We start from the raw sequence: 21,174 nt of genomic DNA, 5'->3' as shown, positions 1-21,174 counted from the left end.
TTTATTTAATAACTAAACTGTTTCCAGTCATTTCAATTGGTTTTTCTAAACCCATCATCTCTAATAATGTGGGAGCTATGTCACATAACTTTCCATTTTCCCTTAGTTTTACACTACCTGCACCTATCAATACTAAAGGTACAGGGTTGGTAGTATGGGCAGTAACAGGTCCTCCAGTAATCTCATCAATCAGCTCCTCAGAATTACCATGATCAGAGGTTACTATGGCTTTCCCACCCTTTTCTAAAATCTTTTCTGTTACTTTTCCCAAGCAACTGTCTACCTTCTCTAAAGCCTTTATAACAGCTTCCACTTTTCCAGTATGTCCTACCATGTCTGGATTTGCATAGTTTAGAACAATCAAATCATATTTGTCCTCATCTAACTCTTTTAATAGCTCTTGTGTTACTTCATCAGCACTCATTTCAGGCTTTAAATCATAGGTAGCTACCTGTGGAGAAGGGATTAATTTTCTATCTTCTCCAGGATTAGATGCTTCTATACCTCCATTAAAGAAATAGGTCACATGGGCATATTTTTCTGTTTCCGCAATACGAAGCTGTGTTAAGCCTTGCTTACTAATATATTCCCCCAATGTATTTGTAAAGCTTTGGGGTTCATAGGCTATGTGCACATTTTCAATGGTTTTATCATAAAGGGTCATGGTTACATAATATAGTGACAAATCGCCTTTTTCTCTTTGAAAACCATCGAATTCCTTATCTAACAATGCTCTTGTGATTTGTCGAGCTCGATCTGGTCTAAAGTTGAAGAATATGATACCATCATTTGCTTCAATGACATCAGGGTTTCCTTCTGCATTTGGTATAACAGTAGGTAACACAAATTCGTCATTTTCTCCTAATCCATAGGCCATTTCTACGGCTCCTACAGCATCTTGAGCCAATCTCCCTTGCCCTGATACTAGAGCATCATAGGCAATCTTTGTTCGTTCCCATCGCTTGTCACGATCCATAGCATAGTATCTGCCTGAAACCGAGGCAATCCTTCCTATGCCAAGCTCTTTAATCTTTTCAAGCAAATTACTCATATATTTTTTTGCACTTTGGGGAGGTGTATCTCTACCATCTAAGAAACAATGGATATAAACCTCTTGTAGTCCATGCTGCTTTGCCAGTTTTAACAAGGCATACAAATGCTCAATATGACTATGCACTCCACCATCTGACACTAACCCCATTAAATGAAGCTTTTTGTTGTTGGCTTTAACATGTGAGATTACATCTAAAAATTTCTGATTTTTATAAAAATCTCCATCTCTTATTTCCTTGGAAATTCTTGTAAGCTCTTGATACACAATTCTACCAGCTCCGATATTTAAATGTCCTACTTCGGAATTTCCCATTTGTCCTTCGGGTAGCCCTACTGCCATCCCACTAGCCTCTATTTGAGTTCGGGGATAGCTATTAATCAATTTATTGTAATTAGGTAATTTTGCCGATTTAATAGCATTACCTAATTCATTTTCTCTTATGCCAAAACCATCTAGTATAATTAATGCTACCGGATTTCTCATAATAATCTTCCTTTCCTGCTAGTTCCAATAAGGCAGATTCTAAAAGTTTACGATTGCTAAAAATTCTTCTGCCTTTAAACTAGCTCCCCCTACAAGAGCTCCATCAATGTCCTCTTGGTTCATTATTTCTGTTGCATTAGCAGCCTTTACGCTACCACCATATTGAATAGGCACCAATTCAGAAATATCTTCACCATACTTTTCCTTTATCACTTCTCTGATGTACGCGATTACTGCATTAGCATCTTCTGGAGATGCAGTTTTACCAGTTCCTATAGCCCAAACTGGCTCATAGGCAACCACGATACTTTTCATTTCTTCATCTGTAATGTTTTCAAGAGCCTTCAAGGTTTGACTCTTTACAACCTCATAGGTTCTGTCAGCCTCTCTTTCTTCTAAGGTTTCTCCAACACATAAAATAGGAAGCAATTCCTTTTCTAATGCTTTTCTTACTTTCTTATTAACAGTTTCATCGGTCTCGTTAAAGTACTGTCTTCTTTCGGAATGTCCAATGATTACGTATTCTACCCCTATATCCTTCAGCATATCTGCTGATATTTCTCCTGTATAAGCTCCCTTATCTTCCCAATGCATATTTTGTGCTCCAAGTTTAATATTAGAACCTTCCACTGCTTTTTTTACTTCAGCCAATACTGTAAAGGGGCAGCAGATCACAACTTTGACATCCGTATTTCTAACTTCTGCTTTCAACTCATTTACTAGCTTTACTGCTTCTTCCGCAATATTATGCATTTTCCAGTTACCAGCTATAATTGGTATTCTCATAGGAAAACCTCCCATCTATTTTTCTTCTAAAACATCAATTCCTGGTAAAACCTTTCCTTCTAAAAATTCTAAGGAAGCTCCGCCACCAGTAGAAATGTGAGTCATTTTATCTGCAAAGCCCAGTTGCTCTGCTGCTGCTGCGCTATCTCCACCACCTATAATGGTAATAGCATCGCTTTCAGCCATTGCTCTAGCAACTTCTTTTGTCCCCACTGCGAAGGCTGGCATTTCAAAAACACCCATAGGTCCATTCCAGATTACTGTTTTAGCATTTTTAATCTTTTTACTAAAGGATTCTATTGTTTTAGCACCAATGTCTAACCCCATGTAATCCGCTGGTATTTGATCAAAAGAAACCGTCATATGTTCTGCATCAGCTTTAAATTCTTTAGCAACCACTACATCATCGGATAATAATAAATCTACATTTCTGTCTTTTGCTTTTTTCATTAAGTCTAAAGCTAACTGCATTTTGTCTTCCTCTAATAAAGAATTACCAATTTCATACCCCTGGGCTTTAAGAAAAGTATAGGCCATTCCTCCACCGATTAATAATGCATCAACTTTTTCAATCAGATTCTCAATGACACCAATTTTATCAGATACCTTTGCACCACCTAGTATAGCAACGAAAGGTCTTTCTGGATTTTCTAAAGCTTTACCCATAAAATGAACTTCCTTTTCTATAAGATATCCCATAGCTGAAGGTAGGTAATCTGCCACCCCTGCTGTAGAACTGTGGGCACGATGGGCTGTACCAAAGGCATCATTCACAAATAATTCCCCTAAGGATGCTAATTCTTTAGAAAAGCCTGCATCATTTTTTTCTTCTTCTTTTCTAAAGCGAACATTTTGAAGTAACATGATTTCTCCGACTTTCAATGTTTTAGCCATTTCTACTGTTTTTTCTCCTGTTACGAAATCATCGTCTGCAAAAATCACCTTTTGATTTAACAATTCTTCAATTCTTTTGGCTACTGGTGCTAAGGAATGCTTAGGGTTTGCTTCCCCCTTTGGTCTGCCTAGATGAGACATAAGAATAACCGCTGCGCCCTTCTTTATTAAATACTGGATTGTTGGCAAAGCTGCTCTTATTCTTATATCATCGGTAATATTTTTTTCGCTGTTCATTGGAACGTTGAAGTCACATCTTACTAATACTTTTTTGCCTGCAACAGCTATATCTTCTACTGTCTTTTTATTAAGTAATGACATGCACTGATCCCTCCTAATTTTTAGGTTAAGATTAAGATAAAAAAGCTTATAGATATACACCTTTGGATTTTAATATACTAAGGGCTACATTTGCAGTCCTTGGCTACGCTTTTAACCCAAGGGCGAAACCGTATATCGTGTATATTTAAATTTAAGTATAAAGATATATGTTTATATTCAAGTCGGTCTTATGTAGATCTTCTTTAAGGTTGAATTAGCTAACAGGATGCAACTTATTGTTACATCCTGTATGGGACTATCTTTATAGATTCTTTAGCTGTGGTTATAGTGAATAGGATATGATTATAATCCTTTGCTTACAATGTAAGATACTAGATCTACTACTCTTACAGAATATCCCCACTCGTTATCATACCACGATACAACTTTTACTAAATTGCCATCCATCACCATTGTAGATAAACCATCAACGATAGAAGAATGAGGATCTTGTCTGTAGTCAACAGAAACCAATTGATCTTCAGAAAAATCTAAAATTCCTTTTAGCTCTCCTGCTGCTGCTTCTTTTAATGCTGCATTTACTTCTTCTGCGGTTGTGCTTTTATCAAGCTCAGCAACCAAGTCTACTACAGATACTGTAGGTGTTGGTACACGCATTGCCATACCACTTAATTTTCCTTTAAGTTGTGGTAATACTAAAGCTACCGCTTCTGCCGCTCCAGTTGTAGTTGGTATAATAGATTGAGCAGCAGCTCTAGCACGTCTTAAGTCTTCATGTGGTAAATCTAAGATGTTTTGGTCATTTGTATAGGCATGTATAGTAGTCATTAAGCCTTTTTTAATACCAAATTTCTCATCTAATACTTTAGCAAATGGTGCTAAACAGTTTGTAGTACAAGATGCATTTGAGATCACATGATGATTTGCTGGATCATATTTTTCTTCATTTACACCCATTACTATAGTGATATCTTCGCTTTTAGCAGGTGCACTGATGATAACCTTCTTAGCCCCAGCTGTAATATGTTTTGAAGCTTTGTCCTTACTTCTAAAGATACCTGTAGCTTCTATTACGATATCTACCCCAAGTTCACCCCAAGGTAACTTTTCAGGATCTCTTTCAGCAAATATTTTAATTTCTTTGCCATTTACAATAATAGCATCTTCTTTTGCTTCAACAGTTCCGTTAAACTTACCATATAAACTGTCATATCTTAATAAGTGAGCCAATGTTTTAGGATTTGTCAAATCGTTGATTGCTACGATTTCCCAATCCCTTCTCTCCTCCAAAGATGCTTTAAATGCATTTCTACCAATTCTTCCAAAACCATTAATTGCTACTTTTACACTCATTTTTATAACCTCCTAAAATTTTATTATGAAAAATTATAAAGTTAAGCAAATTTATATATATAATTTTTTAGTTTTTCCATTAACAAAGATATTATTTCTCAGAATTTAATACTTTTCTAATATTTCTAATGCTGCTGCTTCGTCTGTTATTAAAATCATAGATTTTTTTAATTTAGAGATGGATACAATCGCTTCCGCTTTATTGGCTCCACCTGCAACACCTATAACAGTAGAAATTTTTTCAAAATCTTTAAAACTTATACCTACGGTTTTCATCTCATATACAATCTTACCTTCTCTTGTGAAGTAGTATCCAAAAGCCTCAGCAACTGCTTTTAGCTCCTTTAGCTTTTCTACAATCTCAACAGACATTTCTCTCCTCTGGGCCATCTTATCAGCTCTGCCAATTCCAAAGATTAATAAATTTACGGATTTGATGATATTTGTTACTTTTTTGATTTCAGGATCTTGGAGAATACTCTCTAATGCCTGTTGTCCTAGTGTATCTGATGCATGCAGTAATTGATATTGGCATTTTAATCTTCTTGCCATTTCTGCTGCTACGGTATTTGATTGGTTTTCTACATCTTTACCTATTCCACCACGAGCAGGCACTACAACAATGTTATTATTTTTTGAAGCTCTTGTTATACCCTTTGCTACTGCTGCCATTGTAGTACCACCAGTGATACCAATAATACTACTATCATCAATTATATTTTCTATGTAACTGGCTGTAGCTTTTCCTATATCCGTTAACACATATTCATCCTCTTCAAAATTCCCTGATACGATCTTTACTTCATGAATATCAAGTTTCTTTTTTAATTGTTCTTCTAGATGCTTTATGCCACGGAGTCTATATATATATTCCTGCAGGTTATCGATGATATTTTCTCCCTCTGGAGTCACAGTCATACCATAGGGAGTAACTTCAATTAGCCCTTGATCTTTTAATATTTCTACCTCAGTTCTTACAATTCTTTCACCGATAGACAGTTTATTTGATAATCCTCTTCTTCCAATGGGCTGCATAGCATAAATATTCCTTAAAATATTGTACCTCTTTTCTAAAATGATTAAAACTTCTGGCACAATTTTCTTTTGTAGCTCAATAATATTATCCATAATGATCCTTCCTTTGCATTAGGACTTTTTTCGTCCCTCTGAATCATATTATGTCCCTGCAACTCAAAAAAAATAACACCCTTACAGGTAAATTATACAAGAAAAGTATATAATAATCAATATTTTTTTGTATTTTTTATTAAATCCTTTCTAAGAAATATAAAAAAGTCTTCCTTTGGAAGATTTAAAGGACGACTTTCGATGAAACAAGTAAGCGACTGACACGAAATCTAAGATTTCGGTCATCTGCTTGTTTGAAACCAATAACAGAAATTATACTTATCCACAATTAAGTAAAGTTTATAATTTCCTATTGGTTATAAAAAAACCTAGGAAACCCTAGGTTTTTAGACTATTGAACAATCTAAGTTTATGAATATCTTTTTCTTTTTGATGAAGACGCAATATTTAAGTCATCTCTATATTTGGCAACGGTTCTTCTTGAAATATTAATACCTTGATTGGATAACAGTTTACATATTTTATCATCACTTAAAGGTTTATTAGGATTCTCAACTTCAACGATTTCTTTGATATAATTTTTTATGCTTTCAGCAGAAATTCCCTCGCCATCAAAACCTTCTACCCCACTGGAAAAGAAATATTTTAGTTCAAATGTTCCCATAGGTGTCTCTACATATTTACCATTGGTAGCTCTACTTACCGTAGACTCATGAACTTCAATCTCATCCGCGATTTCCTTCAATGTCATGGGTCTAAGATGTTTTTTGCCATATTCAAAGAAGTTTCTCTGTTTTTTTACAATCATTTCTACAACTTTATAGATCGTCTGCCTTCTCTGTTCAATACTTCTAATTAGCCAAATGGCAGAATTGAGCTTTTCATTTAAAAATTTAGTAGCTTCGGAATTCCCGTCTCCATTAGATAATAGTTTTCTGTAGTCATCACGAATTGTTAATCTAGGAGCATTTCTGTCATTTAGTATAACTAGATACTCACTACCAATCTTTTTGATAACTGCATCGGGAAGTATATAATTGTTGTTAACAGAAGCAAATCTTCTACCAGGCTTCGGCTCTAAAGTCCTAATAAAGTCACAGATTTCTTGCACTTCTAACGCCGTAATTCCTAGCTTTTTAGCGATATATGGATATTTATTTTGTGCAACCTCTTCTAAATAATTTTCAATAATATTGAAAACAGGTTCATTGGATATTCCCATTTGTTTCAACTGTATCAGCAGACATTCCTTAAGATCTCTAGCGGCTACCCCTGGAGGATCAAAGGTTTGGATAACTTGTAAAATATCTTCTACTGTACTGCATTCCTCTTGAAACACACTTGCAATATCTTCTATTTTTGACATCAGATATCCATTTTCATTTAAATTATAAATGATGTATTCTCCAATTTCTTTGTATTTATAATCGAAAATAGTAATATGATATTGAAATAAAAGGTGCTCTTGTAGCGTTGTATCTCGAGAAATAATATTTTCATAATTAAAGTCATTATCGTTGTTGTATACACCTTTGGTATACTCATAGTTATCAAAATCCTCAACGTATTCCTTCCAGTTAATCTCTTCTTCCTTCTGTTTAATTATTTCTTCTTCATACTTCTCTTCTGCCTCATTCATTTCTAAAATGGGATTGGTCTCAATTTGCTGTTCAATATATTGATCTAATTCAATGCTAGCTAATTGAAGAATCTTAATAGCTTGTTTTAATTGTGGAGTCATCACTAGCTTCTGTGATTGCTCTAGGTGCAAGTTATATCCCATTTTCATGCTATCCACCCTTTCATTTCAATCTTTCTTAAGACTATTATATCATAAGTAAGACTAAATTTAAAGACATGGTTATTTTTTTGGCATAAAATTTGCATGAAGTCATTTTTGTTTTTGGACAAAGTTTCATTGTTGTGGGTAATCTACCGTTTTCCTATATACAATCTTCCTTCCAAGGGTCCTAATGATATCTGTAATTTTCGATTTTCCAATAACGATTCCTTATGATCATTTAATACATCTATTAGTATTCTCTTCTTAATATATCCTAGTTCTATAGTAACATTATGGCTAGCTCTATGACTTCGATTTACAAGGATGAGTGCTGCATCTCCGTCTTCTTTTTCTCTTACAAAACCATAGATATCACCATTTGCATAAACGCCCTTCCACTTTCCTTTTTTTAACACCTCATAGCGATGACGAAGCCTAATTATTTTTTTGTACCAATTTAATAGTTCCATGTTCTGTTTTCCCCATGGATAAGTTCTGCGATTCAATGGGTCCCCATGTCCTTCCACACCCGCTTCATCACCATAATATATTGAAGGAACACCTGGAAAGGTCATTTGTAATAAAGTTAAGAGCTTTAACCTAGCGACAGCAAGTTCCTTTTTGTTTCCCTTCAATAAAAACTTTTCTTTTTCTTCTTGGGTCAAAGCATCTTCTTCTAAAGACGCTCCTAACAATGTTAATATCCTTGGAACATCATGGCTGCCAATTAAATTCATCATACTGTAAAAGTAGCAGGTAGGATAATTTTCATGTAGACTCATAAGCGCATGATGGGTATAGGCTGCATCTTCTTTCTCTAAAAAGAAATCTAGTAGAATTTTACGAAAAGGATAATTCATTACAGAATCTAGTTCTTCCCCCAGCAAGTACTCCCTTCTCTCACCATAACTAATCTTGTTGGAGGCGTCCTCCCATACTTCTCCTATTAATATAGAGTGAGGAGTGACTTCTTTCATGGCTTTTCGAAGCTCTTTAATGAATATTGAGGGTAATTCATCTGCAACATCTAAACGCCATCCCATTACTCCCATTTTCATCCAATATTTTATAACACTATCTTCATTACCAAAAACAAAGTTTTGGTAGGATTTTTCCATTTCATTGACATTGGGCATTGTGTCAATCCCCCACCAGGCACCATACTTATTTGGAAACTCCTCAAATCGATACCATGAATAATAGAGAGAAGCCTTAGACTGATAAGCCCCAGTTTCATCATAGGTATTCTCTCGATTGAAGTAAATACTATCACTTCCTGTATGACTAAAGACACCATCTAATATTATGGAAATACCATTTTTCTTTGCCTCCCGACACAGAGCTTTAAAAATCTGATTATTCCCTAACATAGAGTCTATTTTCATGTAATCGGCTGTGTCATACCTATGATTACTAGGAGATTCAAAGATGGGATTTAAGTAAAGAACATTAATTCCCAACTCCTTTAGGTAGGGCAATTTCTTAATAATCCCCATCAAGTTCCCTCCAAAGAATTCCCATCGAAGTATTCTACCAGTTGCATTTTCCTTTAAATAGACAGGACTATCTTGCCAGTTTCCATAAATAAAACTGTTGGGTTTAGGACTTAATACCTTGCCGTCATCTGTACCATTGAAAAATCTATCTGGAAAGATTTGATACATAATGGCTTCTTGAAACCATTCTGGCACATAAGTATCCTTCCTATAAACCGTAATCTGATACGCAGGTGGGATCTGTAATTGCATTTCCCCTTCTCCTCCAAAGGACTTATTATTATTTCCATAATAATAAGTGATATGATGGCAATCTATGATAAAGTAATACCATAGTAACATTGGATTAGGTGCAGCTTCTATAGCTATCTGATAAAGCCTTTCATCACCTGTTTGCTTAACTAAATCCATTCTCATACACTTTGGTTCTTTCTTTTCTTCTTTTAACCAAAGAAGAGTTTGATGAATATCTTCTGTCGTAGTTATCTTTAGCCGTAGAGTAATCCCTGTATTACAAGGAACAGCCCCAAAGGGGCTGCGATAGAAATCATTATGAGAATCATGTAGTGCTTCTAATTTTTGCAATATTTTCACCTGCCTAATTTTAAAGTTATGTCTTAGTAAGTTCCATACCTGCCATCACGTCATTTCTATAAAGTATGTCTCTGTAGATTTCTCTTAATCTATAGGGATTGATATAATTTTTTGTATTTTTGGGCTGACTGTTTCCAGCTATAATCCATTGACATAGCTTTACGTACTAGCTTCTTCCATAAATCTTTATTTTTATAAGTTTCTATTGCTCTCTCAATTGTGTGCAGCATCTCATGACCGTTATAATTAGCAAAGCTAAAGCCGTTTCCTTCCTCTGTATATTGATTAAAAGGAATAACCGTGTCCTTTAGCCCACCAGTTTCTCTAACAATAGGAAGACTCCCATAACGTAAAGCAATCAGTTGACTTAATCCGCAGGGTTCAAAGAGAGAAGGCATTAAAAACATATCAGATGCTCCATAGATTTGTTGTGCCAATTTACTATCAAAACAAATATTTGCAGATACCTTCTGAGGATATTTTTCCGCTAACCTTTTAAATAGCTGCTCATATCTTTCTTCTCCGGTCCCCAATATCACCAACTGTAAATCCTTTGACACAATATCTTCTATTACACATTCCACTAAATCCAAACCTTTTTGGCTAGTTAATCTAGTAATCATAGCTATTAAGAGTTTTTCTTGTGCAATTTCAATCCCAAGCATTTCCTGAAGCTTCAATTTATTCTCTGGTTTTTTTTCTATATCATTGATATTATAGGGGGTAAATAAATGAGGATCAGTAGAAGGATTATAAATACTATAATCTAGTCCGTTTAATACTCCATATAAATCTTGCTTTCTTTTTTGTAATAGTCCTTCTAGCCTTTCTCCATAGAAGGAGGATTGAATTTCTTCTGCATAGGTATTACTAACGGTTGTAATTCTATCAGAAAAATTTAATGCCCCCTTCATAAAGCTTACATTTTGATAAAATTCAACTCCATCTATTGTAAAATACTCATCTCCCAACCCCAAAAGATCTTCTAATATACTATGGGGAAATATACCTTGATACTGTAAATTATGAATGGTGAATACTGTCTTCATTTTCTGGTAGTAGGAATTATTATGATAATGAGCTTTTAAAAGTGTGCTGACCATCCCAGACTGCCAATCATGACAGTGAAGAATATCAGGCTGAAAATCAACGTGGGGAAGTATTTCCAATGCTCCTCTGCAGAAGAAGGCATAACGTTCCCCATCATCATAGAAACCATATAAACCTTTTCTTTTAAAGTAATATTCATTATCTATAAAATAAAAAATGACTCCATCATATTCTATTTTCTCGATGCCACAAAACTGATTTCTCCATCCCACCTCTACACGAATATTTTTTAGCCATTTCATTTCTTTCTTAAGGATTTGGGGTATATCTTCATATTTAGGCAATACTATTCTCGCTTCTATTCCTTCTTTATTTAATGCCTTTGGCAAAGAGCCTATTACGTCTCCCAACCCACCAGTTTTAACAAATGGTACTGCCTCCGATGCAATGAAAAGCACCTTCATTGTATATAGCCCTCCTTTGTTTAAATTACTACACGTTTTTCTATAACCATGGGATAATTACTCTCACCTTTTAACTGTCTTCCTTTTGTTATTCTTACATCCTTATCCAGAATAGCATTTTCTATAAAGACATCCTCAGCGATTTGACACTTTTGCATAATGATGCTATTTTTCACTACTGCATTTTTATGGACATTGACACCTCTTCCCAAAATACTGTTGATGACCGTACCTTCTATAACACAACCATTTGCTACTAATGAATTTTGTATATTGGCATTACCCATATATTTTACTGGAGCCTCATCTTTAATTTTTGTATAAATAAACCCAGATTTAAAAAATAACTCCTTCCATATTTGTGGATTTAGCAAATCCATATTATGCTGAAAATAGCTTAATATGGAGTGAACCTTCCCTACATAGCCTCTATGGGCATATCCATAGATCTTATAATGATTTAGGTTTTTAATCAAACCATCCTTTGCAAAATCACTATATCCCCTGGAAATACAATCATCGATAACATCAATAAATAAAGACTTTTTCATGAAAGCTGTTTCCAATGCAATCTTGTTGCTCATACTTTTTTCTTTATTTACTGCCATATCTCGAACGAGCCCAGCCTCATCAGTTTTAATAGAAATAAAGTTAGATAAATCCTTTACTTTTGTTTCTTCTTTATATAGAATAACGATATCCGCTTTTACTTGATGATAATATTCCTTAACTCTTCTATAGTCCATGTTGTAGATCATATTGCTATTACTAATCAAAACATAATTTTGTCGACTTCTTTTCAAATAATCCATATGATTATGAAAATGATCTACATCTCCAAGACTTCTTCCAAATTCATCATATCTGAAGGTTGGAGGTAAAACAAACAATCCATCTCTTTTACTCAATAAATCCCACTCTTTACCTGAATTTAGATGATCCAATAGAGATCGGTTGTTGCTTTGTGTGAAAATACCTACATTTTTCATACCGCAGTTTACCATATTAGATAAAGCAAAATCAATAATGCGATACCGACCCCCGAAGGGTACAGCTGCAGTAGAACGGTGGGAGGTGATTTCCCTTAAATCCTGTTTAATCATTGTATCGTTAATAATCCCCATAACATCCCTCATAATGCATTCCTCCTATTATTTATCTTTCCCAATACAAAACCCCCATTGATGACAATTTTCAGTATCTACAATAGTACCTCCATGAACTCTAGCCTTCTTGCTGATTTGTATATTTTCTCCTAGTACTGTTATTTTCTCTTGACTATCTCCTTCGCCTCCAATGATACTACCATTTTCTATTCTTGTTTCTTCTCCAATAATTGCTTTAAATATCTTTACACTACAATCAATCCTAACTCCCGTCATAACTACGGAATCTTTAACTTTAGATCCTTTTCCTATATATACTCCTGGAAAAAGTACTGAATTTTCAAGTTCTCCATAGACCTGACAACCTTCACTGATAAGAGATCTTTTAACCTTAGCATGTGGTGCAATATATTGTGGAGGTTGACTTGGATTGACGGAATAGATTTTCCAGTCTCTATCATATAAATTTAAGGTAGGATGATCTGATAATAGATCCATATTAGCTTCCCATAAGCTTTCAATGGTTCCTACATCCTTCCAGTAACCATCAAAAGAATAAGCAAACATCTTTTCTCCTGCCGTTAGCATTTTAGGAATTATATTTTTCCCAAAGTCATGATCTGAATGAGTATCATTTCTATCTGCATCTAAATATCTTTTCAGTTTACTCCAGTTGAAGATATATACCCCCATAGAGGCTAAGTTGTTTATTGGGTTTTTGGGTTTTTCCTGAAATTCTTTAATGCTGTTATCTTCTCTTGTATTCATGATTCCAAAACGGTTGGTTTCTTCCCACGGCACTTCAATAACCGCTATTGTAGCATCTGCGTCTTTCTTTATGTGATAGTCCAGCATTAAAGAGTAATCCATCTTATAGATATGATCTCCAGAAAGTACTAATACATAATTAGGATCATGTTGATCTATAAATTCAATATTTTGGCAGATAGCATCCGCTGTTCCTTTATACCATTCACCTCCGTTATTCTTTACATAGGGAGGTAATACGGTTACCCCTCCTGCTTTTTTGTCTAGACTCCAATGACTGCCAATGCCAATATAGGAGTTTAAAATCAAAGGTTGATATTGCGTCAAAACCCCTACTGTGGAAATTCCTGAGTTAGAGCAATTACTAAGGGTGAAATCAATAATTCTATATTTCCCTCCAAAAGGTACTGCCGGCTTTGCAAGTTTTTGGGTTAGGATACCTAACCTACTCCCTTGCCCTCCTGCTAAAAGCATCGCAATACACTGTTGTTTCTCCATGTTCTTCCCCCTTTTTTTCCTTTTGTATTTTATACACAACCAGCATTTCACTTTTGCCACCGATATATATATATATACAGATTCATTAAAAAGTTTCCTGTTTTTTTGCTTCTATTCTATTTTTTTAACAGTGCTTGTCCTAGAAGCTTTTGGGGTTGACAATTTTAAGCATATCATCGCTAAAGGAGGTGCTATAATATCTAATGAATAAGGTTGATTATGGCATCCTAACTCCTTAGCCTGAAGTATTCCTTCATTTGTTTGTCCTGAGCCTCCATAGATGATTCCATCACTATTAAAGACTTCTTGATACTGTCCTAATAAAGGAACACCTATCAAATATTTATGTCTTCCCACTGAAGTAAAATTAATTACCACAACAACGACATCCTCCGCTCCCTCTCCTTTTCTCATAAAAGCAATGACGCTTTGTTGACAATTATCTGCATCTACCCATTGAAAACCTTCAACCTCAAGGTCCTTCTGCCACAAGCACCTTTCTCTACTATAAAAATTATTTAAGTCTCTCACATACTGCTTCAGTTTTTGGTGCATATCATACTCTAACAAAATCCAATCTAATCCTTGTGTCGCATTCCACTCTATAAACTGTCCAAATTCTCCCCCCATAAAGAGTGTTTTTTTTCCAGGGTGTGTCATCATGAGTCCATAATATGCCCTTAAATTTGCAAATTTGCTGGAATAATCTCCTGGCATTTTATTTAATAAAGATCTTTTCCCATGGACTACTTCATCATGAGATAAAGGAAGAATAAAATTTTCTGAGAAGGTATACATGAAAGAAAATGTTAAAAGATTGTGGTGATCTTTACGATAATTTGAGTCCATTTCCATATACCGAAGCGTATCGTTCATCCAACCCATATTCCATTTATAATTGAACCCTAAACCTCCATAGTTGGTAGGAGCCGTTACTAAAGGCCATTGGGTGGATTCTTCTGCAATCATTAATGCATGAGGAAAATATTTAAATACTGCTTTATTCATTTTCCTTATAAAATCCACTGCTTCAAGGTTCTCATTACCTCCGTATTGATTGGGAATCCAATCTGTGGAGTTTTTGCCATAGTCCAAATACAACATATTAGCAACAGCATCCACCCTCAAACCATCAATATGAAATTTTTCAAACCAGAAGATAGCATTGGATATGAGAAAACTACGAACCTGTGGTTTTTCCAGATCAAAGTTTAATGTTCCCCATCCACCATTTTCAGCCTTTTGATGCTGTTTGTACTCATATAAAGTTGTCCCGTCGAAGGCTCTAAGTCCATGGTCATCCTTGCAGAAATGTCCCGGTACCCAATCTAGTATGACCCCAATTCCTTTTTGATGACATTGATCTACAAAATACATAAAATCATGGGGGGTACCATATCGGCTTGTAACCGCATAATATCCTGTTGCTTGGTATCCCCATGAACCGTCAAAGGGATGCTCCGCTAATGGCAACACTTCTATATGGGTATAGCCCATTTCTACTACATAATCTACTAGTTCACGAGCTAATTCTCGATAGGAGAGGAATTCTCCATGATCCTTTTGTTTCCATGAGCCTAAATGCACTTCATATATATTGATAGGTTGTTGATAAGAACACTCTCTTTCTTTTTTCTGCCGCCATTCCCGATCCCTCCAATCATATCCATCCAGTGAATAAACCTTAGTAGCTGTATTGGGTCTAACCTCTGCATAAAATCCATAGGGATCTGCCTTTAATAGTACTTCTCCCTCTCGGGCATGTATTTCATATTTATATAAATCACCTATCATTACATTCTCAATAAAGATAGACCAAACTCCTGAAGAATTTATTTTCTTCATTAAGTGCCGTTTACTATTCCAGCTGTTAAAGCTGCCTACTACACCTACTTCCTTTGCATTAGGTGCCCAAACTGAAAACCTGACACCTTTTTTCTCTTCTTCTTCTATCAAATGGGCTCCCATGATGTTGTAGCTTTGATAATGGGTTCCTTCGTGAAATAGATATTGATCGTATTCACTATGAAATGAATTGCACATCTAATCAGCTCCTCTTATGCGTATTTTTCTTGACAGAGATTATTTAGAATAATTATTGTAATTAATATGTATGCTTGTCCCTTTGACTTTATGATGATACTTGTCAAAAACAAAAAAACCCCTCGGTACAACTGAGATTTCCAGTTGTACCGAGGGGTTTTTTATTTTTGACAAGTAACAGTCCAAGTACTACATCCCTTGAAATAAATTGCGCTACAAGTTTCATTTTACCTTTCTCCTTTTTCGTAAGGAACACCAACAGCAGCTGGTGCTGATGCTCTTCCTACAAAGCCCATCAATACAATCAATGTTAAAACATAAGGGAGCATAGATAGTATTTGCACAGATATCTGGAATGGTGCATCTGCTCTTCCCAGATAAACCACAAGTCCATTAGAGACACCGAATAAGAGACATGCCCACATGGCACCCTGTGGTTTCCACTTTCCGAATATCATGGCAGCTAAAGCAATAAATCCATGTCCCGAAACAAGTGTGGGTCGAAAATTCGAAACAATTGCTAAGCTCATAGAGGCTCCTCCAAAGCCTGCAAAAACCCCCGATAGTATAACACATAAATAACGAATTCTATATATATTCACCCCTAAGGTATCCGCAGCTCTTGGATGTTCTCCTACTGCTCTTATTCTTAGACCTAATTTAGTTCTATAAAGCAAATACCACAAAACAAATACAAGTAAGAATGCCATATATACTGTAGCATATTGATTAAAAACTAAATCTAAAAATGAGTTTCTTGGAAATATGCCATGAAGTGGTCTTGGCATTTTGCTATCTAGTGGAATTGCTTTAGTCATGGTAGCTCCTTCAAAGAATAATCGACTTAGAAAAAGTGCTAATCCCGGTCCTAAAAAGTTTATAGCAATTCCTGATACAACTTGATCCGCTTCAAAGGTTACAGATGCAATAGCATGAAACAATGCTAATACTCCCCCTGCCAATCCTGCTGCTAAAAAACCAAGCCAAGGGTTTCCACTGTAGAAACCTACTGTAGCTCCTATAAGGGCACCTATCGTCATCATTCCTTCTAAACCAATATTCGTCACTCCAGAGTTTTCCGTAATTACACCTCCTAGAGCAGCATAGATTAAAGGGGTAGAATACATTAACGTTGTGCCAATGATAAACCCTAAACTATCCAGCATTTTTAGCACCTCGTTTCTTTTTAATGTTGTGTAGAATATATTTAATCAATTTTGGCATTGCAATAAAAAATACGATGGCGCCAATCATGATATGAATTACTTCAGATGGAGCACCTAGTGCCGGTTGTATTTTTGAACCACCATATTGTAATGCACTGAAAAGCAAGCCTGAGAAAATGATGCCAAGTGAAGAATTTCCTCCGATTAACGCTACAGCAATTCCATTGAAGCCGAAACCTTCCATAGCTGCTAAACTGGCGATACTTTTAGAAATCCCCATAACATGCAGTCCTCCTGCTGCTCCTGCTAAGGCACCTGAAATTACCATGGAGGTAAACATACTTCTTGAAACATTGATACCACCATATTCTGCTGCATGTCTATTATAACCAACAGCTTTCAGTTCATAGCCTAAGGTTGTCTTATTTAAGGTATACCATACAATAATCGCTAAAATAATTGCTATAACAAAGCCCCAATTCAAAGGCGTTCTTAATGCGTCTCCAAAAAAATCATGTCCCCTTAACCACTCTCTACCTTCCGGAGATCTTTTCCATTGTTCTAAAATAACAATATTAGCAGTTCTTTGTATTTCATGGGTTCTTTGAGATGTAGCCCTCCTAAAGCCTTCTATTAGAACAATATAATTATTTAAGTAAAGTGCTATCCAGTTTAACATAATAGTAGAAATAACTTCATGAACTCCAAATTTTGCTTTTAAAAATCCAGCGATGCCACCCCATAATCCAGCAGCAGTCATGGCGGCTAATAATACTAATGGTATATGCAAGAAAGAAGGCAACTCAACAAAGTACCCAACGATCGCAGCTGTTATTCCACCGATAATAAATTGTCCCTCTGCTCCTATATTAAAAAGTCCTGTTTTAAAAGCAAAAGCTATTGATAAGGCTGTAATAATTATAGGAGTGGAGCCAATAATTGTCCATGCTATATAACTTGGTCTGCTTATCACTCCACTAATCATAACACCATAGGCTTGTATCGGATTAAAGCCTGCTATTGCCAATATAATAGCGCCAATAATGAAGCCTAGAAAAATAGAGATAATGCTGAAGCCTAAGGTTCCTTTTGTTAGATAGGCTATTGTTTTATCTGCAAATGTCTTATCTGCGAATGTTTTATTTTTCATCTTTATTACCTCCTCCTGCCATCATAAGGCCAAGAGTATTTTCGTCAGCATCCTTGGCATCAACTATCCCCACAATTTGTCCTTCATAAATAACTGCAATGCGGTCGGATACGTTCATAACCTCGTCTAGCTCTAAGGAAACTAGAAGTACAGCTTTGTTCTTATCCCTTTGCTCTACTAAAGATTTATGGACAAATTCAATAGCTCCAACATCTAAACCTCTGGTTGGTTGAGCTGCGATTAAAACATCTGGATCATTGGTTACTTCTCTAGCGATAATTACTTTTTGTTGATTTCCTCCTGATAAAGCCTTTGCTTTAATTGTTTCATCTTCCGGTCGAACATCGAACTTTTTTATAAGTTCTCTAGCAAATTTATTGATGGCTGTTTTATTCAAAATCCCCTTTCTAGCAAAGGGCTCTCTTGCATAATTTTCTAAAATCATATTTTCTGCCACAGTATACTCTAAAACCAATCCTCTTTTTTGTCGGTCCTCTGGAATTGAGGCCATTTTGTTATCGATAATCTGTCTTGGCGTATTATTGGTGACATCGATACCGTTCACTTCTACTTTACCCCTCTCAACCCTTCTTAAACCCGTTAAAGCTTCGATTAGTTCTGTCTGTCCATTACCATCCACACCAGCAACACCCAAGATTTCTCCAGTAAATACTTCTAAAGACAATCCCTTTACAGCCTCAACATTTCTATTGTCCTTCACAACTAGATTGTCTATTCTTAATGCAAGTCTTCCTCTTTCCTTATCTTCTTTGTCAACTTTAAAGCTTACTTCTCGCCCTACCATTTTATCAGCTAATTCAGTTTCCGAAGTATTGCTTACCTCAACTGTATCTATACGTTTTCCACGCCTTATGATGGTACAATAATCTGCAGCCTCTTTGATTTCTTTTAGCTTATGGGTAATGATAATAATCGTTTTACCCTCCTGGGTAAGATTTCTCATAATCGTAATAAGTTCTTTGATTTCCTGTGGAGTTAAGACAGCTGTAGGCTCATCAAGTATTAGAATTTCAGCCCCTCTATAAAGCGCCTTTAAAATTTCAACCCTCTGCTGCATCCCAACAGTAATATCATATATCTTATCTTTAGGATTAACATATAAACCATATCTATTGGATATTTCTTCTACATCTTGAATAGCCTTTTTTATATTAATTTTCCCTAGCGTAGCAGTGGGCTCCATTCCTAAAACAATATTTTCTGCCACAGTAAAGGGTTCTACCAACATAAAATGCTGATGCACCATACCAATTCCTTTTTTGATTGCTATATTTGGATCAGTAATATCAACTTTCTCCCCCTTAATCAATATCTCTCCTGACGTTGGTTGATATAATCCATAAAGTATATTCATCAAGGTAGATTTACCAGCACCATTTTCACCCAATAATGCATGAACTTCTCCTTTGTGAACTGTAAGGTTAATATCATCATTTGCAGTGAAATCTCCAAATTTTTTAACTATATCTTTCATTTCAATTACCTTACAGTCAAAATCGATGTTCCTCAATAAGTTCCCCTCCATTTCTATGTAAAATATTGTATAATGCAATAACGATTTCCACTATACTGTACTATTCTTATTTTAATGGTTTTTATATGGAAATATCAATAAAAAGTTTTTTTATTTTAAATAAATAAAGATAAAAGCTTAGGTTTTATCCTAAGCTTTTATCTTTATTATATGACTATTATTAGTTGTTAATAATTTGCTTCATAATCATCTTTGTTATTTGGAACAACGATTTTTCCTGCTATAATTTCTTGTTCAACTTGTTTAACTTCTTCTAAAATCTCAGCAGGTACATGTTTATCAGATGTTGGCGCAATGCCTACACCACCGTCTGCCAATCCAAATACCTTTGTTTCGCCTCCTGCATAGTCTCCATCCTTTAACATTTCAGCTACCATGAAGATTGCATTATCAACTCTCTTCATTGCAGATGTAATCACATGATCAGGAGCTAAGTGATTTTGATCTTCATCGACACCAATAGCATATTTATCTTGCTCTCTAGCAGCTTCTATTACACCATCACCAGCTCCACCAGCAGCGTGGAAAACAATATCTGCTCCCTGTTGGTACATTTGGTTAGCAATTGCCTTACCACGAGCAGCGTCAACAAAAGAATCTGCATATTGTACTAATACTTCTGCATCAGGATTTGCATGTTTTACTCCTGCCATAAATCCATAATGGAAACCATGGATAACTGGGAAGTCCATGCCACCAACGAATCCTACTTTATTGGTTTCTGTCATTTTTCCAGCAATGTATCCTACCAGAAAAGAACCTTCTTCCGCTTTAAATAGAACACCTACTAGATTCTCAGGGACAACATTTTCTCCAAAATCAGGATCAATGATAGCATATTTTTGATCAGGATTGAATTCTGCAGCTTCTAGTATGGCATCAGTCATCATGAAGCCTATGCCCCAAATCAAATCATTACCAGCATCTAATAAAGTCTCTAGATTTCTTTCATAATCAGCATCTTGCTCTGATTCTACATAGCTAACTGAGAAGCCTAACTCTGCTTCTGCCTGCTTATGTCCATTCCAAGCAGATTCATTGAAGGACTGGTCATTTACTCCACCTACGTCGGTTACCATCGCCATTTTTATTTGCTCTTCAGTTGGTTGATCTTCAACTTGCTCTTGATCTTCTTCTGGTGCTGGATCTTGTGCAGCTCCCCCACCGCATCCAACTAATGCTGTTGCCATTAGTAAAAGCACTAGCATTAATGCTAACATTTTTTTAAACATTTAAAAACTCCTCCTTTTTTTCTCTCTATAATCGTCTTACTCCCCCCTATGCTTTCATAGGTATTAAATAACATTCTATATAAATCAGTAATTTCCTCCTAAATTATAAATTTTATACATTGTGAATATTTATTCGTAAGCATTTCTATCCTATTCAATTCATTGATTTAACTAAAACAAACTTTAGGCTTATAAGCAAAAGGAAAGGTTTCATAAAATACAAAACCTTTCCTTATTTTTCTCTAACAATCAGGAGATTCTCCAGCCACAAAGCCAGCTTCTCTTAATATTGCTAAAGCGGTATCTAACTTTTCTTCACTTACCATCA

15 protein-coding genes are annotated in these 21,174 nt (G+C 35.4%); all 15 read right to left on the bottom strand.

Annotation, left to right across the window (positions count from 1 at the left end; genetic code table 11):
- Position 1: 1 nt before the first annotated feature.
- The 15 genes from gpmI to CHB72_RS23135 all read right to left on the bottom strand — a co-directional run bounded on the left by gpmI (position 2) and on the right by CHB72_RS23135 (position 20,846).
- Positions 2–1,537 carry a 2,3-bisphosphoglycerate-independent phosphoglycerate mutase gene (gene gpmI / locus CHB72_RS23205; RefSeq protein ID WP_176431569.1) on the bottom strand — a complete coding sequence of 512 codons (1,536 nt, stop codon included), beginning with the start codon at positions 1,535–1,537 and terminating at the stop codon, positions 2–4.
- A 39-nt stretch (positions 1,538–1,576) separates the two neighbouring features.
- Positions 1,577–2,323 carry a triose-phosphate isomerase gene (gene tpiA, locus CHB72_RS23200; RefSeq protein WP_089285252.1) on the bottom strand — a complete coding sequence of 249 codons (747 nt, stop codon included), beginning with the start codon at positions 2,321–2,323 and terminating at the stop codon, positions 1,577–1,579.
- Between the two features lie 15 nt (positions 2,324–2,338).
- A complete protein-coding gene (locus tag CHB72_RS23195; protein WP_089285251.1) occupies positions 2,339–3,538 on the bottom strand; it encodes a phosphoglycerate kinase in 1,200 nt (399 codons plus the stop codon).
- Between the two features lie 303 nt (positions 3,539–3,841).
- On the bottom strand, positions 3,842–4,852 hold the full coding sequence (gap, locus tag CHB72_RS23190) for a type I glyceraldehyde-3-phosphate dehydrogenase (RefSeq protein ID WP_089285250.1): 1,011 nt from the start codon (positions 4,850–4,852) through the stop codon (positions 3,842–3,844).
- A gap of 105 nt (positions 4,853–4,957) precedes the next feature.
- Positions 4,958–5,980, bottom strand: coding sequence for a sugar-binding transcriptional regulator (locus CHB72_RS23185; protein WP_089285249.1), 1,023 nt, complete (start codon positions 5,978–5,980; stop codon positions 4,958–4,960).
- Positions 5,981–6,350: 370 nt separating this feature from the next.
- Positions 6,351–7,730, bottom strand: a complete 1,380-nt coding sequence (gene rpoN, locus CHB72_RS23180) for an RNA polymerase factor sigma-54 (RefSeq protein WP_089285248.1) — start codon at positions 7,728–7,730, stop codon at positions 6,351–6,353.
- A 143-nt stretch (positions 7,731–7,873) separates the two neighbouring features.
- Positions 7,874–9,805 carry a glycoside hydrolase family 13 protein gene (locus tag CHB72_RS23175; protein WP_089285247.1) on the bottom strand — a complete coding sequence of 644 codons (1,932 nt, stop codon included), beginning with the start codon at positions 9,803–9,805 and terminating at the stop codon, positions 7,874–7,876.
- A 98-nt stretch (positions 9,806–9,903) separates the two neighbouring features.
- A complete protein-coding gene (gene glgA, locus CHB72_RS23170) occupies positions 9,904–11,328 on the bottom strand; it encodes a glycogen synthase GlgA (RefSeq protein ID WP_089285246.1) in 1,425 nt (474 codons plus the stop codon).
- A 20-nt stretch (positions 11,329–11,348) separates the two neighbouring features.
- Positions 11,349–12,464 carry a glucose-1-phosphate adenylyltransferase subunit GlgD gene (glgD, locus tag CHB72_RS23165; protein WP_089285245.1) on the bottom strand — a complete coding sequence of 372 codons (1,116 nt, stop codon included), beginning with the start codon at positions 12,462–12,464 and terminating at the stop codon, positions 11,349–11,351.
- Positions 12,465–12,479: 15 nt separating this feature from the next.
- Positions 12,480–13,700 carry a glucose-1-phosphate adenylyltransferase gene (locus tag CHB72_RS23160; RefSeq protein ID WP_089285244.1) on the bottom strand — a complete coding sequence of 407 codons (1,221 nt, stop codon included), beginning with the start codon at positions 13,698–13,700 and terminating at the stop codon, positions 12,480–12,482.
- A 111-nt stretch (positions 13,701–13,811) separates the two neighbouring features.
- Positions 13,812–15,743: a 1,4-alpha-glucan branching protein GlgB gene (gene glgB / locus CHB72_RS23155; protein ID WP_089285243.1), complete on the bottom strand. Its 1,932-nt coding sequence runs from the start codon at positions 15,741–15,743 to the stop codon at positions 13,812–13,814.
- Positions 15,744–15,970: 227 nt separating this feature from the next.
- Positions 15,971–16,909 (bottom strand): ABC transporter permease, encoded by a 939-nt coding sequence (locus CHB72_RS23150; protein ID WP_176431568.1) that lies wholly within the window; start codon positions 16,907–16,909, stop codon positions 15,971–15,973.
- On the bottom strand, positions 16,899–18,059 hold the full coding sequence (locus CHB72_RS23145) for an ABC transporter permease (RefSeq protein ID WP_089285241.1): 1,161 nt from the start codon (positions 18,057–18,059) through the stop codon (positions 16,899–16,901). The genes CHB72_RS23150 and CHB72_RS23145 overlap by 11 nt, the downstream gene beginning before the upstream one ends.
- A complete protein-coding gene (locus tag CHB72_RS23140; RefSeq protein WP_278277900.1) occupies positions 18,049–19,554 on the bottom strand; it encodes an ABC transporter ATP-binding protein in 1,506 nt (501 codons plus the stop codon). The genes CHB72_RS23145 and CHB72_RS23140 overlap by 11 nt, the downstream gene beginning before the upstream one ends.
- A 227-nt stretch (positions 19,555–19,781) precedes the next feature.
- Positions 19,782–20,846 (bottom strand): BMP family lipoprotein, encoded by a 1,065-nt coding sequence (locus tag CHB72_RS23135; RefSeq protein ID WP_089285240.1) that lies wholly within the window; start codon positions 20,844–20,846, stop codon positions 19,782–19,784.
- Positions 20,847–21,174: the final 328 nt, after the last annotated feature.

This window comes from Anaerovirgula multivorans, from assembly GCF_900188145.1.
Taxonomy (GTDB): domain Bacteria; phylum Bacillota; class Clostridia; order Peptostreptococcales; family Natronincolaceae; genus Anaerovirgula; species Anaerovirgula multivorans.
This window is presented reverse-complemented; position numbering and strand designations above follow the sequence as displayed.

What these genes read in the sequence shown, in the direction of transcription:
- gpmI (WP_176431569.1), bottom strand. Translation starts at nt 1,537, where the DNA reads ATGAGAAATCCGGTAGCATTAATTATACTAGATGGTTTTGGCATAAGA.
- tpiA (WP_089285252.1), bottom strand. Translation starts at nt 2,323, where the DNA reads ATGAGAATACCAATTATAGCTGGTAACTGGAAAATGCATAATATTGCG.
- CHB72_RS23195 (WP_089285251.1), bottom strand. Translation starts at nt 3,538, where the DNA reads ATGTCATTACTTAATAAAAAGACAGTAGAAGATATAGCTGTTGCAGGC.
- gap (WP_089285250.1), bottom strand. Translation starts at nt 4,852, where the DNA reads ATGAGTGTAAAAGTAGCAATTAATGGTTTTGGAAGAATTGGTAGAAAT.
- CHB72_RS23185 (WP_089285249.1), bottom strand. Translation starts at nt 5,980, where the DNA reads ATGGATAATATTATTGAGCTACAAAAGAAAATTGTGCCAGAAGTTTTA.
- rpoN (WP_089285248.1), bottom strand. Translation starts at nt 7,730, where the DNA reads ATGAAAATGGGATATAACTTGCACCTAGAGCAATCACAGAAGCTAGTG.
- glgA (WP_089285246.1), bottom strand. Translation starts at nt 11,328, where the DNA reads ATGAAGGTGCTTTTCATTGCATCGGAGGCAGTACCATTTGTTAAAACT.
- glgD (WP_089285245.1), bottom strand. Translation starts at nt 12,464, where the DNA reads ATGAGGGATGTTATGGGGATTATTAACGATACAATGATTAAACAGGAT.
- CHB72_RS23160 (WP_089285244.1), bottom strand. Translation starts at nt 13,700, where the DNA reads ATGGAGAAACAACAGTGTATTGCGATGCTTTTAGCAGGAGGGCAAGGG.
- glgB (WP_089285243.1), bottom strand. Translation starts at nt 15,743, where the DNA reads ATGTGCAATTCATTTCATAGTGAATACGATCAATATCTATTTCACGAA.
- CHB72_RS23150 (WP_176431568.1), bottom strand. Translation starts at nt 16,909, where the DNA reads ATGCTGGATAGTTTAGGGTTTATCATTGGCACAACGTTAATGTATTCT.
- CHB72_RS23145 (WP_089285241.1), bottom strand. Translation starts at nt 18,059, where the DNA reads ATGAAAAATAAAACATTCGCAGATAAGACATTTGCAGATAAAACAATA.
- CHB72_RS23140 (WP_278277900.1), bottom strand. Translation starts at nt 19,554, where the DNA reads ATGAAAGATATAGTTAAAAAATTTGGAGATTTCACTGCAAATGATGAT.
- CHB72_RS23135 (WP_089285240.1), bottom strand. Translation starts at nt 20,846, where the DNA reads ATGTTTAAAAAAATGTTAGCATTAATGCTAGTGCTTTTACTAATGGCA.